A 14864-nucleotide genomic window follows, 5' to 3' on the forward strand; every position below is an offset into this window, starting at 1 on the left:
AAAAGAATCTCTAGCCTTTTTACGTTTATCCTTCGATCTGTTGCATTACTTTTGTAGGCTTTTCGCCTTCCTCCCAACCTTTGCAAACATCTATCCATTCCCTAGCAAATGAAAATTGGAATAATTCATCCTTTGATAATTCAATGGCGGAATTGCTGCTGCCACAAGCTGGGTATAGTGTCTCGAACCGTTTCATGGAAACATCGAGGTAAACCTCAAGATTATTTTTTAGGCCAAAAGGGCAAACACCGCCAATGGCATGTCCCGTTTGTTCAAGCACCTCATCAGGCGTGAGCATCCGTGCCTTGAAGCCAAATTTTTGCCGAAACTTCTTGTTATCAATCTTTGCATCACCGGCAGCGACAATCAAGATGGCTGTTTCCTCTGCTCCCCTAAAGGATAAGGTCTTGGCAATACGTGCTGGGATGACACCAATTGTGTCGGCAGCTTGATGCACTGTAGCACTCGATGTTTGAAATTCCATTACGTCCATATCACGATTCCATTGTTTAAAATGGGTTTTTACACTTTCTAATGACACCTTATTCATCCTTTCCCTATCGGTATTACCGAGAATATTAACATACTTTAAAGGGAAAAAGCGAAGAGATGAATTGTAAAATGAAACTAGCTTCCTAAACACCAATTCTAGATGTAACCCATCCCTCAATAAAATCCTCTAACGAAGACGCAATCCACCTGCGACTATCACATTCATGGTCCCAAACAAATACATCCTCTTTTTGAATGACCCCATTTAATATCGCCAAACCGAATAAATCCCCATTTCCAGCATCAGAAAAGAACAGTAAATGATCAAAAGGCATATACAAATCTTTGAAATCCCTATCCTTTCTCAGCGATAAGTTGTCTCTGATGATTTGTTTAGTCGACCATATTAGCGGGCTGTTAAATTCATCGAATACCCCGTTCGTTTCACTAAAGAGGTTAATCAAATCAATGGGAAGCTCAACGTTAAGCTGTTCTTTGATTTCATTTAGTTCCGATTTTGTAGCGGGGTTTTTAAAATAGTAGTCTGGTGAGATTTTATTAATAAAATTCATCCACATAGAATTTCAACCTCTCTATTATTTATTGAATTTTTTAGGTTAGCTACTCGAAGAAAATTCATTCGTATGTATTACTAGCAAACTCAAAACACTTTGCTAGCACAGCGATAATAAAGCAATAGCAACCATGAGTACCCTTCCTATCAATTAATTCCCCTGTACTAACGATAACAACACCTTATTCCCAAATTTTACATTGCTGTTCAATTCCCTTAAGACTAATCCTGCCCCGCTGCATCATTGGCGGGCAGCACGTGTTGTACTGCTGGATTTTCTTATTAATTTCATCTATCAATCTATTTAACTCCGTTTCCTTAGTAGCTTCTTCTTTTAATTTTGATGCCTTAGCAAGTTCTTGTTTTATCTCCTTTTGCAAAGCTGCAAATGGTGGCAAGTATCCTGCTTCCCGGGCTGTATTGACGAAACTGGAATAGGAATCACCTGAAAGTATCCGGGATGGCAGTGGTTTGCCGAATCCCGGGTGTTTTTTCATTTCCTCATCTAAATTGTAATCACTCGAAACTTGATCCATCCAATTCACATGACCATCTTTCTTTTCAGCCATCAATAGTCATCTCCTCTCATGTTCACCCTTTTGGTTTCCTTATTCTCTTATTGTCATTCAAATTCCTTCAAAATAAGCAAATCCCTATTTATTTTAAAAATAACTTCAAAACCAACTAACAAAATAGTGTTATAATCTTGGTTATATTCATATTTTAAGATTTTGGGATTGTTTCGTTTTGGAGGGATGTAATTGAATTCGCAAGGTGCAGTCATGTCCTTCCAAAGGACAAAAGGAATTATTTTAGTGCTGATCGCGGCTACTTTTTGGGGAGTTTCCGGAACGGTGGCCCAATACTTATTTCATCAACAAGGCTTCAGTACAAACTGGCTGGTTGTTACCCGGCTGATTTTCTCAGGAATTGGTTTATTATTGTTTTCACATACAATAGGGAAACAAAACATTTGGAGCATTTGGAAAAATAAACAGGATGTTGTACGTCTTATCATTTTTGGGATTGTTGGTATGTTTGGTGTTCAATATACATATTTCGCCGCCATCGAACACGGAAATGCCGCCACGGCAACTGTCTTACAATACCTGGCACCAGTAATTATCGCCTGTTATTTGTGTTTCCGGGCGAAATTTTGGCCTGCAAAACACGAAGTGATTGCAATTGCCTTCGCACTTTTCGGAACATTTTTACTTGTAACGAAGGGAAATATCCATTCTCTTTCTATTTCAGGCCCAGCCTTTATCTGGGGAATTCTTTCTGCTTTTGCGCTCGCTTTTTATACCCTCTATCCAGGTGTTTTACTGTCTAAATGGGGGTCACTGCTAACTGTTGGCTGGGGGATGACGATTGGCGGAATTGGCTTTAGCTTGATTCATCCGCCCTGGCAGTTTCAGGGGTATTGGAGCGTAACGTCTTTTTTAGCAGTTGTGTTTGTTGTTATATTTGGTACCTTGATTGCCTTTTTTTGTTATATGGAAAGCATGAAATACATTCGGGCATCTGAAGCGAGTCTCCTCGCTTGTGTTGAGCCGTTATCAGCCGCCTTTTTAGCCGTTGCCTGGCTCCATGTTTCCTTTGGCCCCGCGGAATGGATTGGTTCCTTTGCAATTATTGCCACCATCTTTATTTTATCGGCCGTGAAACGGTGATCATCCCAAAAATTGATGGTGCCTGACACCGATTCAATCGCCGTTTCGCTCACATAGCCCCTTTTCATGTACTTAAGAAAATGGATGGTGCCACTGGCACCATCCATTTTCTTGAGGCTATTATTTCAAATCTTCAATCGAATCAATATCCATATAGGCCGGTACTACTAGGCCAAGTTTTGTTCCTTCCAGGTTCGCACCTAAATCTTCAAATTTACCTTTATATTTTTTGTAGTAGTCCTCATGGGTTGAAGGTAACCAAGCTGCAACGGATGCATCTAAGCTGCCGTCAGCAACTCCTGTCCACATCGGGCCTGCTTCTATTTGAACAAGGGTTACTTTATAGCCTAAGTCGGTTAACACTTTACCGATTACATTCGAACTGGCAATTTCGCTATCCCAGGCGACATAACCAATCTTGATCTTGTCACCAGATACTTTCTTAGCTCCGTCCGTCCATTTAGCAATCTTTTCAGCATTTTCATTGACCCACTTAGCTGCAGCCTCTTTAGGGTCTTCTCCATTTACGATACTATTCATGACAACGCCCATATCATCGGGGGTCCAAACAAATTGTTCAAAAACTTTATATGCATCAGGAAGATCATCCTTTAAGCCATTCCTAGCAATCGTATGAATGTTTTCATCCTTTCCGTAAACGCCTTTCGGATCTTCTAAGTATTTCAAATCAAATTTCGCGAACATCCAATGGGGAGTCCATCCAGTAACAATAACAGGTTTTTTCTTTTCATACGCTTTTTTTAGTGCTGCCGTCATCGCTGCACTCGATCCTTCGACAAGTGTCCAATCCTTTAAATCATATTCCTCAACGACTTTAGCGGAGGCCTTCATCAGTCCAGCGCCAGGATCAATCCCGATGATTTTATAGTCAACACTTTCACCGACAGAATTTCCTTTTTCTTTACTATTACTTGTTTTATCTGAGCCGCATGCCGCTAGCCCTATTGTCAGTAATGCTGCCAATAAAATGAACATCCATTTTTTCATCATTAAGCAGTTCCCCCTTGTTTTTTTCTTTTTCCAAAGTTTTGGGTAATTCGATCAAGAATAATCGCTATTACTACAATGGCCAGTCCTGCCTCAAAGCCTTTACCAATTTGTATTTGCGTAACAGCCCGATACACATCGGCCCCAAGACCAGGTGCACCGACCATCGATGCGATCACAACCATCGAAAGGGCGAGCATGATGCTTTGATTGATACCAGCCATTATTGTAGGCATCGCAAGTGGTAATTGCACCTTTAGCAAACGTTGACTAGTGGTCGAACCAAAGGCTTCAGTGGCTTCAATAATATCTGCAGGTACTTGCTGGATTCCGAGAATCGTTAAGCGAATCGTTGGTGGCATTGAAAAAATAACAGACGCCACAACCCCTGGGACAACGCCAATATTAAAAAAGAAAATCGCAGGAATTAAGTAAACAAAGGCAGGCATGGTTTGCATGAAATCTAAAATCGGCACGACGATTTGCTTAACCGTCTGCTTCTGTGAAGCCCAGATTCCCATTGGAATTCCTAATACAATCGATATAAAGACTGCAGCTAATACGAGCGCAAGCGTCTCAAGCATAGGCTCCCAGTAACCAAGATTTGCAACCAAAAATAAACCAATTAAGGTAAAAAGTGCAATACCCTTATTCGCCACCTTCCAGGCAAGCAGAGTGAATAGAATAATAAATACATAGATGGGAATATAGCTAAATCCAGCGACCATTCCTTCAACTAAAGTCTCTAAAACAGTTGTTACTCCATCAAAAGCAGCTTCTAAGTTAACCGTAAGCCAATTGACAAATGCATCCATCCAATCGGCTATTGGTATTTTTGGGAACCATTGTTCCATGTGATTTTCACCTCCCTGTTTGGCTGGGCCGCAGCGACCTCGGCGTTTGCCATTCCACCTAAATGGTTTATAGCATCATTGTTACCCGCCAATGCCCCAATTACAGCTCCCCTTACGAGAATTCCTTTTAATCTATTATTTTCATCCACGACAGCTACCGGAATGGCGGCTGTTGAAACTTTTTCAAATAAATCGGTTAAAAAAGTATCCGGTCTAACGGTCGTAACATCCGCTTGTAAAATTGCCGCTAATCCCTCATTACGATCGAGGGCCTCTTTTGCCTCTGAAGCCGTGATAGCCCCGAGCAAGGTTTTCTTTTTATCAACGACATAAATACTCGAAATTCCTAGCTCTCTCATCATTTGAAGAGCAACCCTTGGGCCCTTATCGACTGAGACGGCCTCAGCCCGTTTCATCACATGCCCGGCAGTTAAAACCTTGGATAAGTCCACATCCTCTACGAATCTCTCAACATAGTCGTTTGAAGGATTCATTAGAATCTCTTCAGGAGTTCCAATTTGGACAATCACGCCATCTTTCATCAAGGCAATTCGATCGCCAATTCGGAGGGCTTCATCTAAATCATGGGTAATAAATACAATCGTTTTTTGCATCGTAGACTGAAGATCAAGTAACTCATCCTGCATATCTTTTCGGATTAATGGGTCCAAAGCGCTGAAGGCTTCATCCATGAGTAAAATATCGGAGTCATTAGCCAAAGCCCTTGCCAGCCCTACTCTTTGCTGCATCCCTCCACTTAATTGCTGGGGATATTGATGTTCATAGCCTTCAAGTCCGACAAGGTTTAAGGCCCCCATCGCTTTATTCTTGCGTGTTTCTTTTGGAATCCCTTGTACCTCTAAACCATACTCTACATTTTCCAGGATGGTTCGATGTGGGAGCAGAGCGAATTTTTGGAAAACCATGCTTATCTTTTTGCGGCGGACATTCCTTAGCTGCTCTTTATTCATTTTGACAACATCCATACCGTCAATGAACACTTCACCAGCAGTCGGTTCAATTAGACGATTCAGCAAGCGGACTAAGGTTGACTTTCCACTTCCCGATAAGCCCATAATCACGAAAATTTCACCGGCCTTAACTTCAAAGTTAACTTGACTTACACCAACCGTTGCCCCTGTTTTCTTCAGAATTACCTGCTTACTTTCTCCTTCCGATAGAAGTTGAATTGCTTTTTTTGATTTTCCAAAGATTTTTGTTACGTTTTTAACCTTAATTTTATACTCGTTATTCATTTATTCACCTCAATAGTTTTTCCGTTTAGGCAGGACTCCCCTATTGTAGTTTGTATTGGATGAAGTGGGCAATGTTGGTAATTGGGCATATTCAGCCGTAAACTTTGTACAGAAAAAACTGTACGTAGCGAACGCACAATATTCATAAAATTGCTCGCAAATGCTTCCGAATCCTACCCATGTGCCTCCTTTACTTTTATAAAAAACATGATAATCTTATAAAGGACACATTTACAAGATAGGTGTGATAGCAAAATGAATGGTGAACAACAGTTAGAAAAAGCCCGTGAACGAGTGATAGATGCCATTTCTAAAAATATGAATTTATATGGGGTTACGGAATCCATAGGCCGCTTATATGGGGCGTTGTATTTCCAAGAAAGTCCTTTGACACTAGATGAAATGAAAGAAGAGCTCGGAATGAGCAAGACGAGTATGAGTACCTCTGTCCGCAATTTGGTTGATTTAAAAATGGTGGGGAAGGTTTGGAAAAAGGGTGTCAGGAAAGATCTATATCAAGCTGAGCCTGATTGGTATCAAACCTTTGCAGATTTTTTTACAATCAAATGGAGAACAGGAGTAACCATTAATATGACGGCAATGGAGAAATCTCTCTATGAATTACAAATGCTTTTAGATGATGAAAATGTGAATCATATGGTCAAAGCGGAAGCGAAGCTAGATATTGAAAAACTTACATCCGCCATCGACTATTACAAATGGCTAAATCGGCTGGTAGATAGTTTTGAAACAGGAGAAATTTTTCAGTATATTCCAAAGAGTACTAAGTAGGTCAGTAAGAGCTAGTGAAGGTTATGGTGCCTGACACCACCAATAAAAAAATGAAAGCAGACCTTTCAAGGAAGGTCTGCTTTCGTATTTATTCACCTAAATCCACGTTGTGGTACACTTGCTGGACATCTTCTAAATCTTCTAATACATCAATCATTTTTTCAAATTTAGCTTGTCCGTCTTCAGGAAGTGTGATGTCATTTTGTGCAAGCATGGTTAGTTCAGCAACTGTAAATTCAGTAATGCCTGCATTATTGAATGCTTCTTGGACGGCATGGAACTGATCCGGTTCCGCATAAACAATGACCGATTCTTCCTCTTCTATAATGTCACGTACGTCTACATCTGCTTCCATTAATAGTTCAAGGACTTCGTCTGCTGTTTTTCCTTCCACACCGATGACAGCCGTAGCATCAAACATATAGGCTACGGATCCACTTACTCCCATGTTCCCGCCATTTTTGCCGAAGGCAGCACGCACATCTGAGGCCGTACGATTCACGTTATTGGTAAGGGCATCAACGATCACCATCGATCCATTTGGTCCGAATCCTTCATAACGTAGTTCAACATAGCTTTCTTCTGATCCGCCTTTAGCCTTTTCGATTGCACGGTCAATAATGTGTTTCGGGACATTGTAGGTTTTTGCGCGCTCAAGTACGAATTTTAAGGCTCCATTTGATACTGGGTCTGGTTCACCCTGCTTAGCAGCTACATAGATTTCCACTCCAAATTTCGCATAGATACGACTCGTATTTGCATCCTTTGACGCTTTCTTTTCCTTAATATTGTTCCACTTCCGGCCCATTATCAACACTCTCTTTCCACTTTGAATCGTCACAAAATTATTATAATGAAATACGCTGATCCGTCAACATTTTTTATTATAATAATTATGTGGTCGATACGTTGCTTTCATTTACGTATAATATTATACCTTAATTGAATCATTTGTTAAGTGAAAAAGATAGTTGTCCTGATGTATTTTCATAGTAATGAAGAAAAATCATGAAATATCAAGAACAAGAGGACGAAACCATTAGCGTTCGTCCTCAAAATATTTCGATTTATACGAGCATTTGAAACAAAGTGCTATCATTATTCACTTCCCGGTATACAAAACCCTTCTTCTTTATCCGTTCAATCAATGGGGAATAATCCTCTTTATCCTTTAGTTCAATCCCCACTAGGGCTGGTCCGGTTTCTCGATTATTCTTTTTCGTATATTCAAAGTGGCTGATATCGTCATTTGGCCCGAGTACATCGTCTAAAAACTCACGTAGGGCGCCTGGACGCTGCGGGAACTGAACAATAAAATAATGCTGCAGTCCTTCATAAAGTTTCGAGCGCTCTTTAATTTCCTGCATCCGACCTATATCATTATTGCCGCCGCTGACGATACAGACCACCGTTTTTCCTCTTATTTCATCGGCATATGTATCCAAGGCTGCAATGGATAATGCTCCAGTCGGTTCGACGACAATGGCATTTTCATTGTAAAGACTCAAAAGGGTGGTACAAACTTTTCCTTCCGGAACGACTAAAATATCATCAACAATCTCCTTACAGATATCAAAGGTCATTGTGCCGACCGTTTTTACTGCGGCACCATCAACGAACGGGTCAATTTGCTGCAGCGATGTCACTGCTCCTTTTAAAATTGATTCCTTCATACCTGCTGCACCTTGAGGCTCGACGCCAATTAATTGCGTTGTTGGTGAATAGTGCCGTAAATAAGTACCTACTCCAGAAAGAAGTCCGCCGCCGCCGATAGCCGCAAACAGATAATCGATTTTTTCAGGGCAGTCATTGAGGAGTTCTACGGCAACTGTCCCTTGACCGGCAATCACATCGGGATCATCAAAAGGGTGGATAAATGTCCGATTTTCTTCTTGACTGCATGCCCGTGCTTTTTCATAGGCATCGTCAAATGTGTCTCCTGTTAAAACAATCTCTACATTCTCCTTGCCCCAAAATTTAACTTGATTCACTTTTTGCTTTGGTGTTGTGTTAGGCATGAAAATTTTTCCATTGATGTTTAAAAGGTGGCAGGAATAGGCGACACCTTGCGCATGGTTTCCGGCACTTGCACAAATAATTCCATTCTCCAGCTCTTCTTCGTTTAATTTTTTGATGCGATTGTAAGCACCGCGAATTTTAAATGAGCGAACACTCTGCAAATCTTCCCGCTTTAAATAGACATGACAGCCATAACGTTCTGACAAGATGTGATTGTATTGAAGGGGAGTTGGCGATATGACCTCCTTAATGGTGTGGCTGGCAATGATAATATCCTCCACGTTTACCGCTTTTTTATCGACCTGTTGATTCATCTTAATTCCCTCCAATTATTTTGTTTTCCATAAAAAACATAAATTTTAAACAACAAAAAACCCGCCCCATAAGGAATAGGGACGAGTTAGCTCGCGATACCACCCTACTTCCGCAATTTTAAAATAGAAACTGCGGCTCTCGATCAACGTACCATTTACTGTACGTGTTCCATTGTAACGGCGGACTTTTCCGGTATAGCTTACCTGTACTGTTCAGCTATACATCTCAGAGATGATTTTCAGATATTCCTGTCATCGACTTTCAGCAACCGTCGACTCTCTGTGCAACAAGGGATACCCTACTCTTCTCGTCATAGATTCTTGTTTAATTTATAAAAATAAGGGTAACACGGGGAAAGTGGAACGTCAATGTTTTTTGACTATTTTAACTATTTTGTTAATTATAAAGCGCTTACATTAAATATGGTGCCTGACACCACGTCCGTTCATTGACCAAAATGAGAAAAAGAGCCCCGAGTTCAAGTAAACAACTTGTAAAAACCACCCAAATTGGAGTGGTTTTCCATTCTCTCTACAAAGATATTAGGTAATCTTTTTTACGTATTCAATAAGGACAAGTCGTTCATTCACTTTTTGTTCCCCAATTTTTTTATAGCCTAATTTTTCGTAAAAATGGCGATTTCGAACATTATCCTTTGGAGTGTCTAAACTCCACTCCTTGACATGTGGGAATTTCCTTTCTAATTGAGTAAGGATTTTGCTGCCTAAACCTCGATTTTGAATATTGGCGCTAAGAAAAATTCGAAACAAACGGTAATGGGTTTCCTTTATTTTTACGATACAGATCCCGCCGGCAATTTTCCCGCCAATAAATATCGTGTAATGAAAAGAATGGTTGATTTTATACTTAAAAAATTCTAATGGTTCAGCAGCAGGACTTGTGTCATAATCCTTATACTTTTTCAAATCGGCTTGAAATGCCTCTTTTTGGATTTTCAACAAGGTTTCCGCTTCAATCATTTTTGTCTTTGTGATTTTAAAATCCATTATCTCACCTCGAAATTACATTTCAATCAGTATATGAACCGAACGCTGTAAATGAAAGGATGAAAAAAATAATGAGTAAAATCTGGAAACTATTAATGAACCGCTGAGATCTTAGTCAGTTAACATAAAACATTTATAGTAAACTATAAATATCACATCTTCCATCTTTGATTAATCTAATTAGGTGACGTATGATAAGAAGGGATTTTTCTTCCTACTCCAAATAACAATTACTGATTAAGTGAAAGGATTTTTGCCATGAACAAAAAGGAAATACAATCATTAATTACTACTCTTGGGCTTATTCCACATCCGGAAGGCGGATATTACAAAAGTACATATGGCTCTAAGGAACAAATTTCCGACAGTGAGGTAAGTGTGAATTTTAAGGGACAGAGACGCCTTTATACCAGCATTTATTTTCTATTAACATCAGATGATATTTCCCATTTTCATCGATTGAAATCGGATGAATTGTGGTATTTCCATGGTGGCAGCCCATTAACCGTCCATATTATTCATGAAAATGGTGAATACGAGGAAATGAAGTTAGGCATGAATTTAGTAAACGGTGAAGTTCCACAAGCACTAGTACCGAAGAATTCCATCTTCGGGTCGTCGGTTATGGAGAAAGACACCTACTCTTTAGTTGGCTGCATGGTGTCCCCAGGATTTGAATTCCAAGACTTTGAATTGTTTACACAGGACGAACTTTTACACAAATACCCGCAGCACGAGGAAATCATCATAAAATTAACCTACAAAAAATTACCAAATTAAGAGAAAAAGGTGTCAGGCACCATGTGGAAATTCACATGGTGCCTGACACCTGAGTTTTTATTCTAAACCATAGTACCCGCAAACGACACAGCCGACTGATTTTGCTGCGACGATTAGGGCATCTTCGTCGATATCGAATTTCGGATGATGGTTGAAATATGGCTTTTCTACCCCTTTTGGCGTACAGCCGATGTAGAAGTAGCAGCCGGGGATTTTTTCTAAATAGTAGGCAAAGTCATCGGATGGCGACATCATGGGATACTCCTCGACTTCCTGTATTTCTGGTTGATTGGCACTTTCTAAACTTTCCTTTACTAAAGCTGTCATACTTGGGTCGTTGTATAGTGGTGGATAATCAGACTCATAGGAAAGCTCACATTGAACCCCGAATTCCACTTCAACCCCTTTGGCAATTCGGTGAACTTCTGTTTCAATTATTTTTTTTGCTTCAGGTGACATATAACGTATATCCCCTTCAAGCTCAACCTTGTCTTTAATGACATTGAAGGTTCCTTTTCCGTCAAAGGAGCCAATCGTAATAACCCCCATATCAAACGGATTTAAGCGGCGGCTGACGACAGTCTGAATGGCTGTGACAAAATGAGCGGCGGCGACAATGGAATCGTTCGCTAAATGAGGGGATGATCCATGCCCTCCGATACCTTGAACGGTTAATTTAAAGAAGGATCTGCCTGCAAAGGAAAAGCCGCTATGATAACCTACATTTCCCGCTGGATTCAATGGCAATAGGTGAATACCAAAAATATTTTCCACATCATCAAGAAGGCCTGACTCGACAATACTTTTTGCTCCACCCGGCGGTACCTCTTCAGCATGTTGGTGAATAATTTTTATCGTACCAGGCAAAGAATCCTTTAATTGAATGAGACAATCTGCAAGAACTAATAAATAGGCGGTATGTCCATCATGACCACACGCATGCATGACCCCTTCGGTCTTCGATTTATATGGAAGATCCGTTTCTTCCAAAATAGGAAGGGCATCGAAATCAGCACGTAAAGCAATCGTTTTCCCCGGTTTTCCTCCATTGATTGTCACAACAATTCCAAAGCCATTTCCAACATCCGTTTGAATTTCAACATCCTTGCCTTGATAAAAATCGATGATATATTGAGCCGTTTTCTCTTCTTTAAAAGACAACTCCGGGTGTTCATGTAAATAGCGGCGAATTTCAACCATTTCTTCTTTACGCGCTTCTAACATTTCCATTAATTGTTTTTTTTTCATAGTTATGACCATCCTTTCTAAAAAAAACTACTTCAACCCATAATAGCTACAAACGATCTGTCCAACAGATTTAGCTGCAACAAGGAGACAATCTTCATCAATATCAAATTTGGGATGATGATTGAAATAAGCAGTTTCTCCCCCTTTTGGTTTACAGCCAATGAAAAAGAAACAGCCAGGTATTTTTTTAAGATAGTAAGCAAAATCTTCAGAACCGGAAAGCATTGGGTATTCACCAACTTCCTTAATATCCGGATCATTCATGCTCTTTAGACTTGCAACGACATCAGCTGTAACTTTCGGATCATTGTATAATGGCGGATAATCAGCCGTATAGGAAAGCTCGCATTGAACATCAAATTCCACTTCAATTCCCTTGACAATCCGATGTATTTCGTTCGCAATTAACTGCTGTGTTTCAACCGTCATGTAGCGCACATCACCTTCAAGCTCCACTCGATCTTTAATCACATTGAAGGTCCCTTTTCCGTCGAAAGAGCCAATGGTAATAACACCATGTTCAAACGGATTGATTCGGCGGCTGATGACTGTTTGAACAGCCGTGACAAAATAGGAAGCGGCGACAATTGCATCATTGGCCAAATGTGGCGAGGAACCATGACCGCCCACACCTTGGATTCCCAATTTAAAAAACGATCTTCCGGCAAGTGAATACCCACTGTGATATCCAACATACCCTGCTGGATGTGTTGGAAAAATATGAATGCCAAAAATGTGATCGACATTATCAAGTACTCCGGATTCAACAATACTTTTTGCACCCCCAGGAGGTGCCTCCTCAGCGTGCTGATGAATAATTTTAATGGTACCTGCAAGTGAGGATTTCAATTGGATTAGACAATCCGCAAGAATCAGTAAGTAGGCTGTATGGGCATCATGACCGCAAGCGTGCATAACACCTTCATTTTTCGATTTGAATGGCACATCAGTTTCTTCAACAATAGGCAACGCATCAAAATCGGCGCGAAGCGCTATCGTTTTTCCTGGCTTTCCACCTTGTATCGTCACGATCAACCCGTTACCATTACCCACATTTCTTTGGACCTCGACATCCTTACCATTGTAAAAATCAGCAATATATTGCGCTGTTTTTTCTTCTTTAAAGGACAATTCAGGATGTTCATGTAAATAACGACGAATCTGAATCATTTCCTCTTTTCGTGCTTCTAACATTTCCATTAATTGATTTCGCATCGTAATGCCTCCCAAGCATCGAACTTCTATCATAAGTGCTGCTATTAGCAAGCACTTATTGACAACTTCCACTCGATTACTCTGTTACCGGTCTTGGTGATGGTGATGGATTTTTTCCTTTTTTCTTACCAGCATTCCCCGGAACCATCGCAATGATTGAAAGCAAGAACAGAATACCAAAGATTACATTCGTAATAACCCCACCTGTTGCAGCAGCTTCAATACTTCCCACTGATTCAATTGCAGCATAAACAGCTGCAGATATCGCAACACCAAATGATCCTCCAAGCGAGCTTGCCATTTTATAAAGTCCCGAAGCTTCGCCCACTTTATTCGAAGGTGCATTGGAAACAGCCGTATCTGTTGACGGAGTTGCATAAATTCCGAGTCCAAGTCCGAATAAGGCAAACCCAATAAACACGACAACTGTATATGTAAATCCAGGTAAGAAGGTTAATCCCATAATCGCTACTCCAACAGTAGTGATCACCGCACCCCAAATCATCGGAGCTTTTGCCCCTACTTTTTGTAAAATTTTCTCACCCACACGAATCATGGCTAATACTGCAACTAAATATCCAAGAGATAACATACCTGATTGAAAAGCAGTAAATCCTCTGCCCACCTGTACATAGGTATTAGCTACTACAAGGGTTCCGGCGATAGCGTTTAATAAGAAGTTGGAAATCGTTGCACCTGTATAGGGTTTATTTTTAAATAAGCCAAAATCAATGAAGCTTGCTGCTTTTCGTTTTTCAATATTAAAGAAGACAATTGCCCCAATAATCGTCATGGCGATAAGAATTAATGTTAATGAGCTTGTCCAGCCGAAATCTCCACCCCGTGTGATCACTAAGTTTAACGCAAGCATCGTAATAATAAAGGTGATAAAACCACTCACATCAAATTTTGCTGAAACTGTTTGTTCCCCTTTGCTTTCAGGTGTATCCTTAATCAACAGCATTGCCAGGACCGCAAAAACAATCGAAAAGACAAAAATCCATCTCCAACCCATATAAGTGGCAATCGCACCGCCGGCAAAGGAACAAACACCTGAACCACCCCAAGAACCGATTGACCAATAGCTTAAAGCGCGCTGACGTTCAGCTCCTTCAAAATACTCTTTCACTAAAGCTATTGTTGCAGGCATAATACATGCTGCGGAAAGACCTTGAATCACACGGCCAATGATGAGTAAAACAGAACCATTGGCAAATACCAAGCAGAGTGAACCAATGATACTTAAAATCAACCCGATATTGGTGATTTTCTTTCGACCGACTTTATCTGCTAATCCTCCTGCTGCCACGATAAAGATTCCTGAAAATAATGCGGTCAAACTAATAGCTACATTCAGCATTCCTAATGAAATACCTAAATCTTTTTGAACGGCTGGAACGACGTTAACCATTGCCTGAGCAAATAGCCAAAACGTAATCACACCGAACACAATTCCGGTAATCATTTTATTTGTCCCTTTATAACCTGTTTCCATGGTGAACCCCCTATTTATACTTATGCTAACCGTTTTCTGTTTCGAAAAGTTATCATTCCTACAGCATAGTATTTGATAAAAAATTGCCTCGATTCACAGATACCTTCTTGTAGTTCATAACGGTTAACTCATATCT

At 40.3% G+C, this 14864-nt stretch carries 15 protein-coding genes and 1 other annotated feature; of the genes, 3 read left to right on the plus strand and 12 right to left on the minus strand.

Annotated features, from left to right (window positions below; translation table 11 throughout):
• Positions 1–25: 25 nt before the first annotated feature.
• The 3 genes from BSO02S_RS04065 to BSO02S_RS04075 all read right to left on the minus strand — a co-directional run bounded on the left by BSO02S_RS04065 (position 26) and on the right by BSO02S_RS04075 (position 1635).
• Positions 26–541, minus strand: coding sequence for a YbaK/EbsC family protein (locus tag BSO02S_RS04065; protein ID WP_066062881.1), 516 nt, complete (start codon positions 539–541; stop codon positions 26–28).
• 94 nt (positions 542–635) lie between these two features.
• A complete protein-coding gene (locus tag BSO02S_RS04070) occupies positions 636–1070 on the minus strand; it encodes an SMI1/KNR4 family protein (RefSeq protein WP_066062885.1) in 435 nt (144 codons plus the stop codon).
• A gap of 178 nt (positions 1071–1248) precedes the next feature.
• A complete protein-coding gene (locus tag BSO02S_RS04075; RefSeq protein ID WP_066062888.1) occupies positions 1249–1635 on the minus strand; it encodes a DnaJ family domain-containing protein in 387 nt (128 codons plus the stop codon).
• 192 nt (positions 1636–1827) lie between these two features.
• On the opposite strand from BSO02S_RS04075, the gene BSO02S_RS04080 reads away from it, so the two are divergent.
• Positions 1828–2739, plus strand: a complete 912-nt coding sequence (locus tag BSO02S_RS04080) for an EamA family transporter (protein ID WP_235846864.1) — start codon at positions 1828–1830, stop codon at positions 2737–2739.
• A 120-nt stretch (positions 2740–2859) separates the two neighbouring features.
• On the opposite strand, the gene BSO02S_RS04085 is transcribed toward BSO02S_RS04080, so the two are convergent.
• Genes BSO02S_RS04085 through BSO02S_RS04095 form a run of 3 tightly spaced genes read right to left on the minus strand, consistent with a single transcriptional unit; the run spans position 2860 to position 5857 of the window.
• The gene (locus BSO02S_RS04085; RefSeq protein ID WP_066062891.1) at positions 2860–3750 is read right to left on the minus strand and encodes a glycine betaine ABC transporter substrate-binding protein; all 891 of its coding nucleotides are present in this window, start codon (positions 3748–3750) and stop codon (positions 2860–2862) included.
• A complete protein-coding gene (locus BSO02S_RS04090; RefSeq protein ID WP_066062894.1) occupies positions 3750–4601 on the minus strand; it encodes an ABC transporter permease in 852 nt (283 codons plus the stop codon). The genes BSO02S_RS04085 and BSO02S_RS04090 overlap by 1 nt, the downstream gene beginning before the upstream one ends.
• Positions 4571–5857 (minus strand): quaternary amine ABC transporter ATP-binding protein, encoded by a 1287-nt coding sequence (locus BSO02S_RS04095; RefSeq protein ID WP_066062896.1) that lies wholly within the window; start codon positions 5855–5857, stop codon positions 4571–4573. The genes BSO02S_RS04090 and BSO02S_RS04095 overlap by 31 nt, the downstream gene beginning before the upstream one ends.
• A gap of 255 nt (positions 5858–6112) precedes the next feature.
• Between BSO02S_RS04095 and BSO02S_RS04100 the strand changes: the two genes are divergently transcribed.
• The gene (locus tag BSO02S_RS04100) at positions 6113–6649 is read left to right on the plus strand and encodes a GbsR/MarR family transcriptional regulator (RefSeq protein ID WP_066062899.1); all 537 of its coding nucleotides are present in this window, start codon (positions 6113–6115) and stop codon (positions 6647–6649) included.
• Between the two features lie 88 nt (positions 6650–6737).
• Here BSO02S_RS04100 and BSO02S_RS04105 read toward each other — a convergent pair whose 3' ends face one another.
• From BSO02S_RS04105 to BSO02S_RS04115, 3 genes are all read right to left on the minus strand, one after another.
• Positions 6738–7457 carry a YebC/PmpR family DNA-binding transcriptional regulator gene (locus BSO02S_RS04105; RefSeq protein WP_066062902.1) on the minus strand — a complete coding sequence of 240 codons (720 nt, stop codon included), beginning with the start codon at positions 7455–7457 and terminating at the stop codon, positions 6738–6740.
• 259 nt (positions 7458–7716) lie between these two features.
• Entirely contained in the window at positions 7717–8982 is a 1266-nt protein-coding gene (ilvA, locus tag BSO02S_RS04110) for a threonine ammonia-lyase IlvA (protein WP_066062904.1), read from the minus strand.
• A 74-nt stretch (positions 8983–9056) separates the two neighbouring features.
• Positions 9057–9306 (minus strand) — a binding site (T-box leader).
• Between the two features lie 219 nt (positions 9307–9525).
• Positions 9526–9990 carry a GNAT family N-acetyltransferase gene (locus BSO02S_RS04115; RefSeq protein ID WP_066062907.1) on the minus strand — a complete coding sequence of 155 codons (465 nt, stop codon included), beginning with the start codon at positions 9988–9990 and terminating at the stop codon, positions 9526–9528.
• A 258-nt stretch (positions 9991–10248) separates the two neighbouring features.
• Between BSO02S_RS04115 and BSO02S_RS04120 the strand changes: the two genes are divergently transcribed.
• Positions 10249–10770: a cupin domain-containing protein gene (locus tag BSO02S_RS04120; RefSeq protein ID WP_066062911.1), complete on the plus strand. Its 522-nt coding sequence runs from the start codon at positions 10249–10251 to the stop codon at positions 10768–10770.
• A 57-nt stretch (positions 10771–10827) separates the two neighbouring features.
• On the opposite strand, the gene BSO02S_RS04125 is transcribed toward BSO02S_RS04120, so the two are convergent.
• The 3 genes from BSO02S_RS04125 to BSO02S_RS04135 all read right to left on the minus strand — a co-directional run bounded on the left by BSO02S_RS04125 (position 10828) and on the right by BSO02S_RS04135 (position 14728).
• Positions 10828–12018: an amidohydrolase gene (locus BSO02S_RS04125; RefSeq protein ID WP_066062914.1), complete on the minus strand. Its 1191-nt coding sequence runs from the start codon at positions 12016–12018 to the stop codon at positions 10828–10830.
• A gap of 27 nt (positions 12019–12045) precedes the next feature.
• Positions 12046–13233, minus strand: a complete 1188-nt coding sequence (locus BSO02S_RS04130; protein WP_066062917.1) for a M20 family metallopeptidase — start codon at positions 13231–13233, stop codon at positions 12046–12048.
• Positions 13234–13309: 76 nt separating this feature from the next.
• Positions 13310–14728, minus strand: coding sequence for an MFS transporter (locus tag BSO02S_RS04135; RefSeq protein WP_066062920.1), 1419 nt, complete (start codon positions 14726–14728; stop codon positions 13310–13312).
• Positions 14729–14864: the final 136 nt, after the last annotated feature.

The organism is Neobacillus soli NBRC 102451 (assembly GCF_001591665.1).
GTDB lineage: Bacteria > Bacillota > Bacilli > Bacillales > Cytobacillaceae > Neobacillus > Neobacillus soli.

Excerpts from the sequence above, each read along its gene's own strand:
- BSO02S_RS04070 (WP_066062885.1), bottom strand. The coding sequence starts at position 1,070 with ATGTGGATGAATTTTATTAATAAAATCTCACCAGACTACTATTTTAAA.
- BSO02S_RS04075 (WP_066062888.1), bottom strand. The coding sequence starts at position 1,635 with ATGGCTGAAAAGAAAGATGGTCATGTGAATTGGATGGATCAAGTTTCG.
- BSO02S_RS04085 (WP_066062891.1), bottom strand. The coding sequence starts at position 3,750 with ATGATGAAAAAATGGATGTTCATTTTATTGGCAGCATTACTGACAATA.
- BSO02S_RS04090 (WP_066062894.1), bottom strand. The coding sequence starts at position 4,601 with ATGGAACAATGGTTCCCAAAAATACCAATAGCCGATTGGATGGATGCA.
- BSO02S_RS04095 (WP_066062896.1), bottom strand. The coding sequence starts at position 5,857 with ATGAATAACGAGTATAAAATTAAGGTTAAAAACGTAACAAAAATCTTT.
- BSO02S_RS04100 (WP_066062899.1), top strand. The coding sequence starts at position 6,113 with ATGAATGGTGAACAACAGTTAGAAAAAGCCCGTGAACGAGTGATAGAT.
- BSO02S_RS04105 (WP_066062902.1), bottom strand. The coding sequence starts at position 7,457 with ATGGGCCGGAAGTGGAACAATATTAAGGAAAAGAAAGCGTCAAAGGAT.
- ilvA (WP_066062904.1), bottom strand. The coding sequence starts at position 8,982 with ATGAATCAACAGGTCGATAAAAAAGCGGTAAACGTGGAGGATATTATC.
- BSO02S_RS04115 (WP_066062907.1), bottom strand. The coding sequence starts at position 9,990 with ATGGATTTTAAAATCACAAAGACAAAAATGATTGAAGCGGAAACCTTG.
- BSO02S_RS04120 (WP_066062911.1), top strand. The coding sequence starts at position 10,249 with ATGAACAAAAAGGAAATACAATCATTAATTACTACTCTTGGGCTTATT.
- BSO02S_RS04125 (WP_066062914.1), bottom strand. The coding sequence starts at position 12,018 with ATGAAAAAAAAACAATTAATGGAAATGTTAGAAGCGCGTAAAGAAGAA.
- BSO02S_RS04130 (WP_066062917.1), bottom strand. The coding sequence starts at position 13,233 with ATGCGAAATCAATTAATGGAAATGTTAGAAGCACGAAAAGAGGAAATG.
- BSO02S_RS04135 (WP_066062920.1), bottom strand. The coding sequence starts at position 14,728 with ATGGAAACAGGTTATAAAGGGACAAATAAAATGATTACCGGAATTGTG.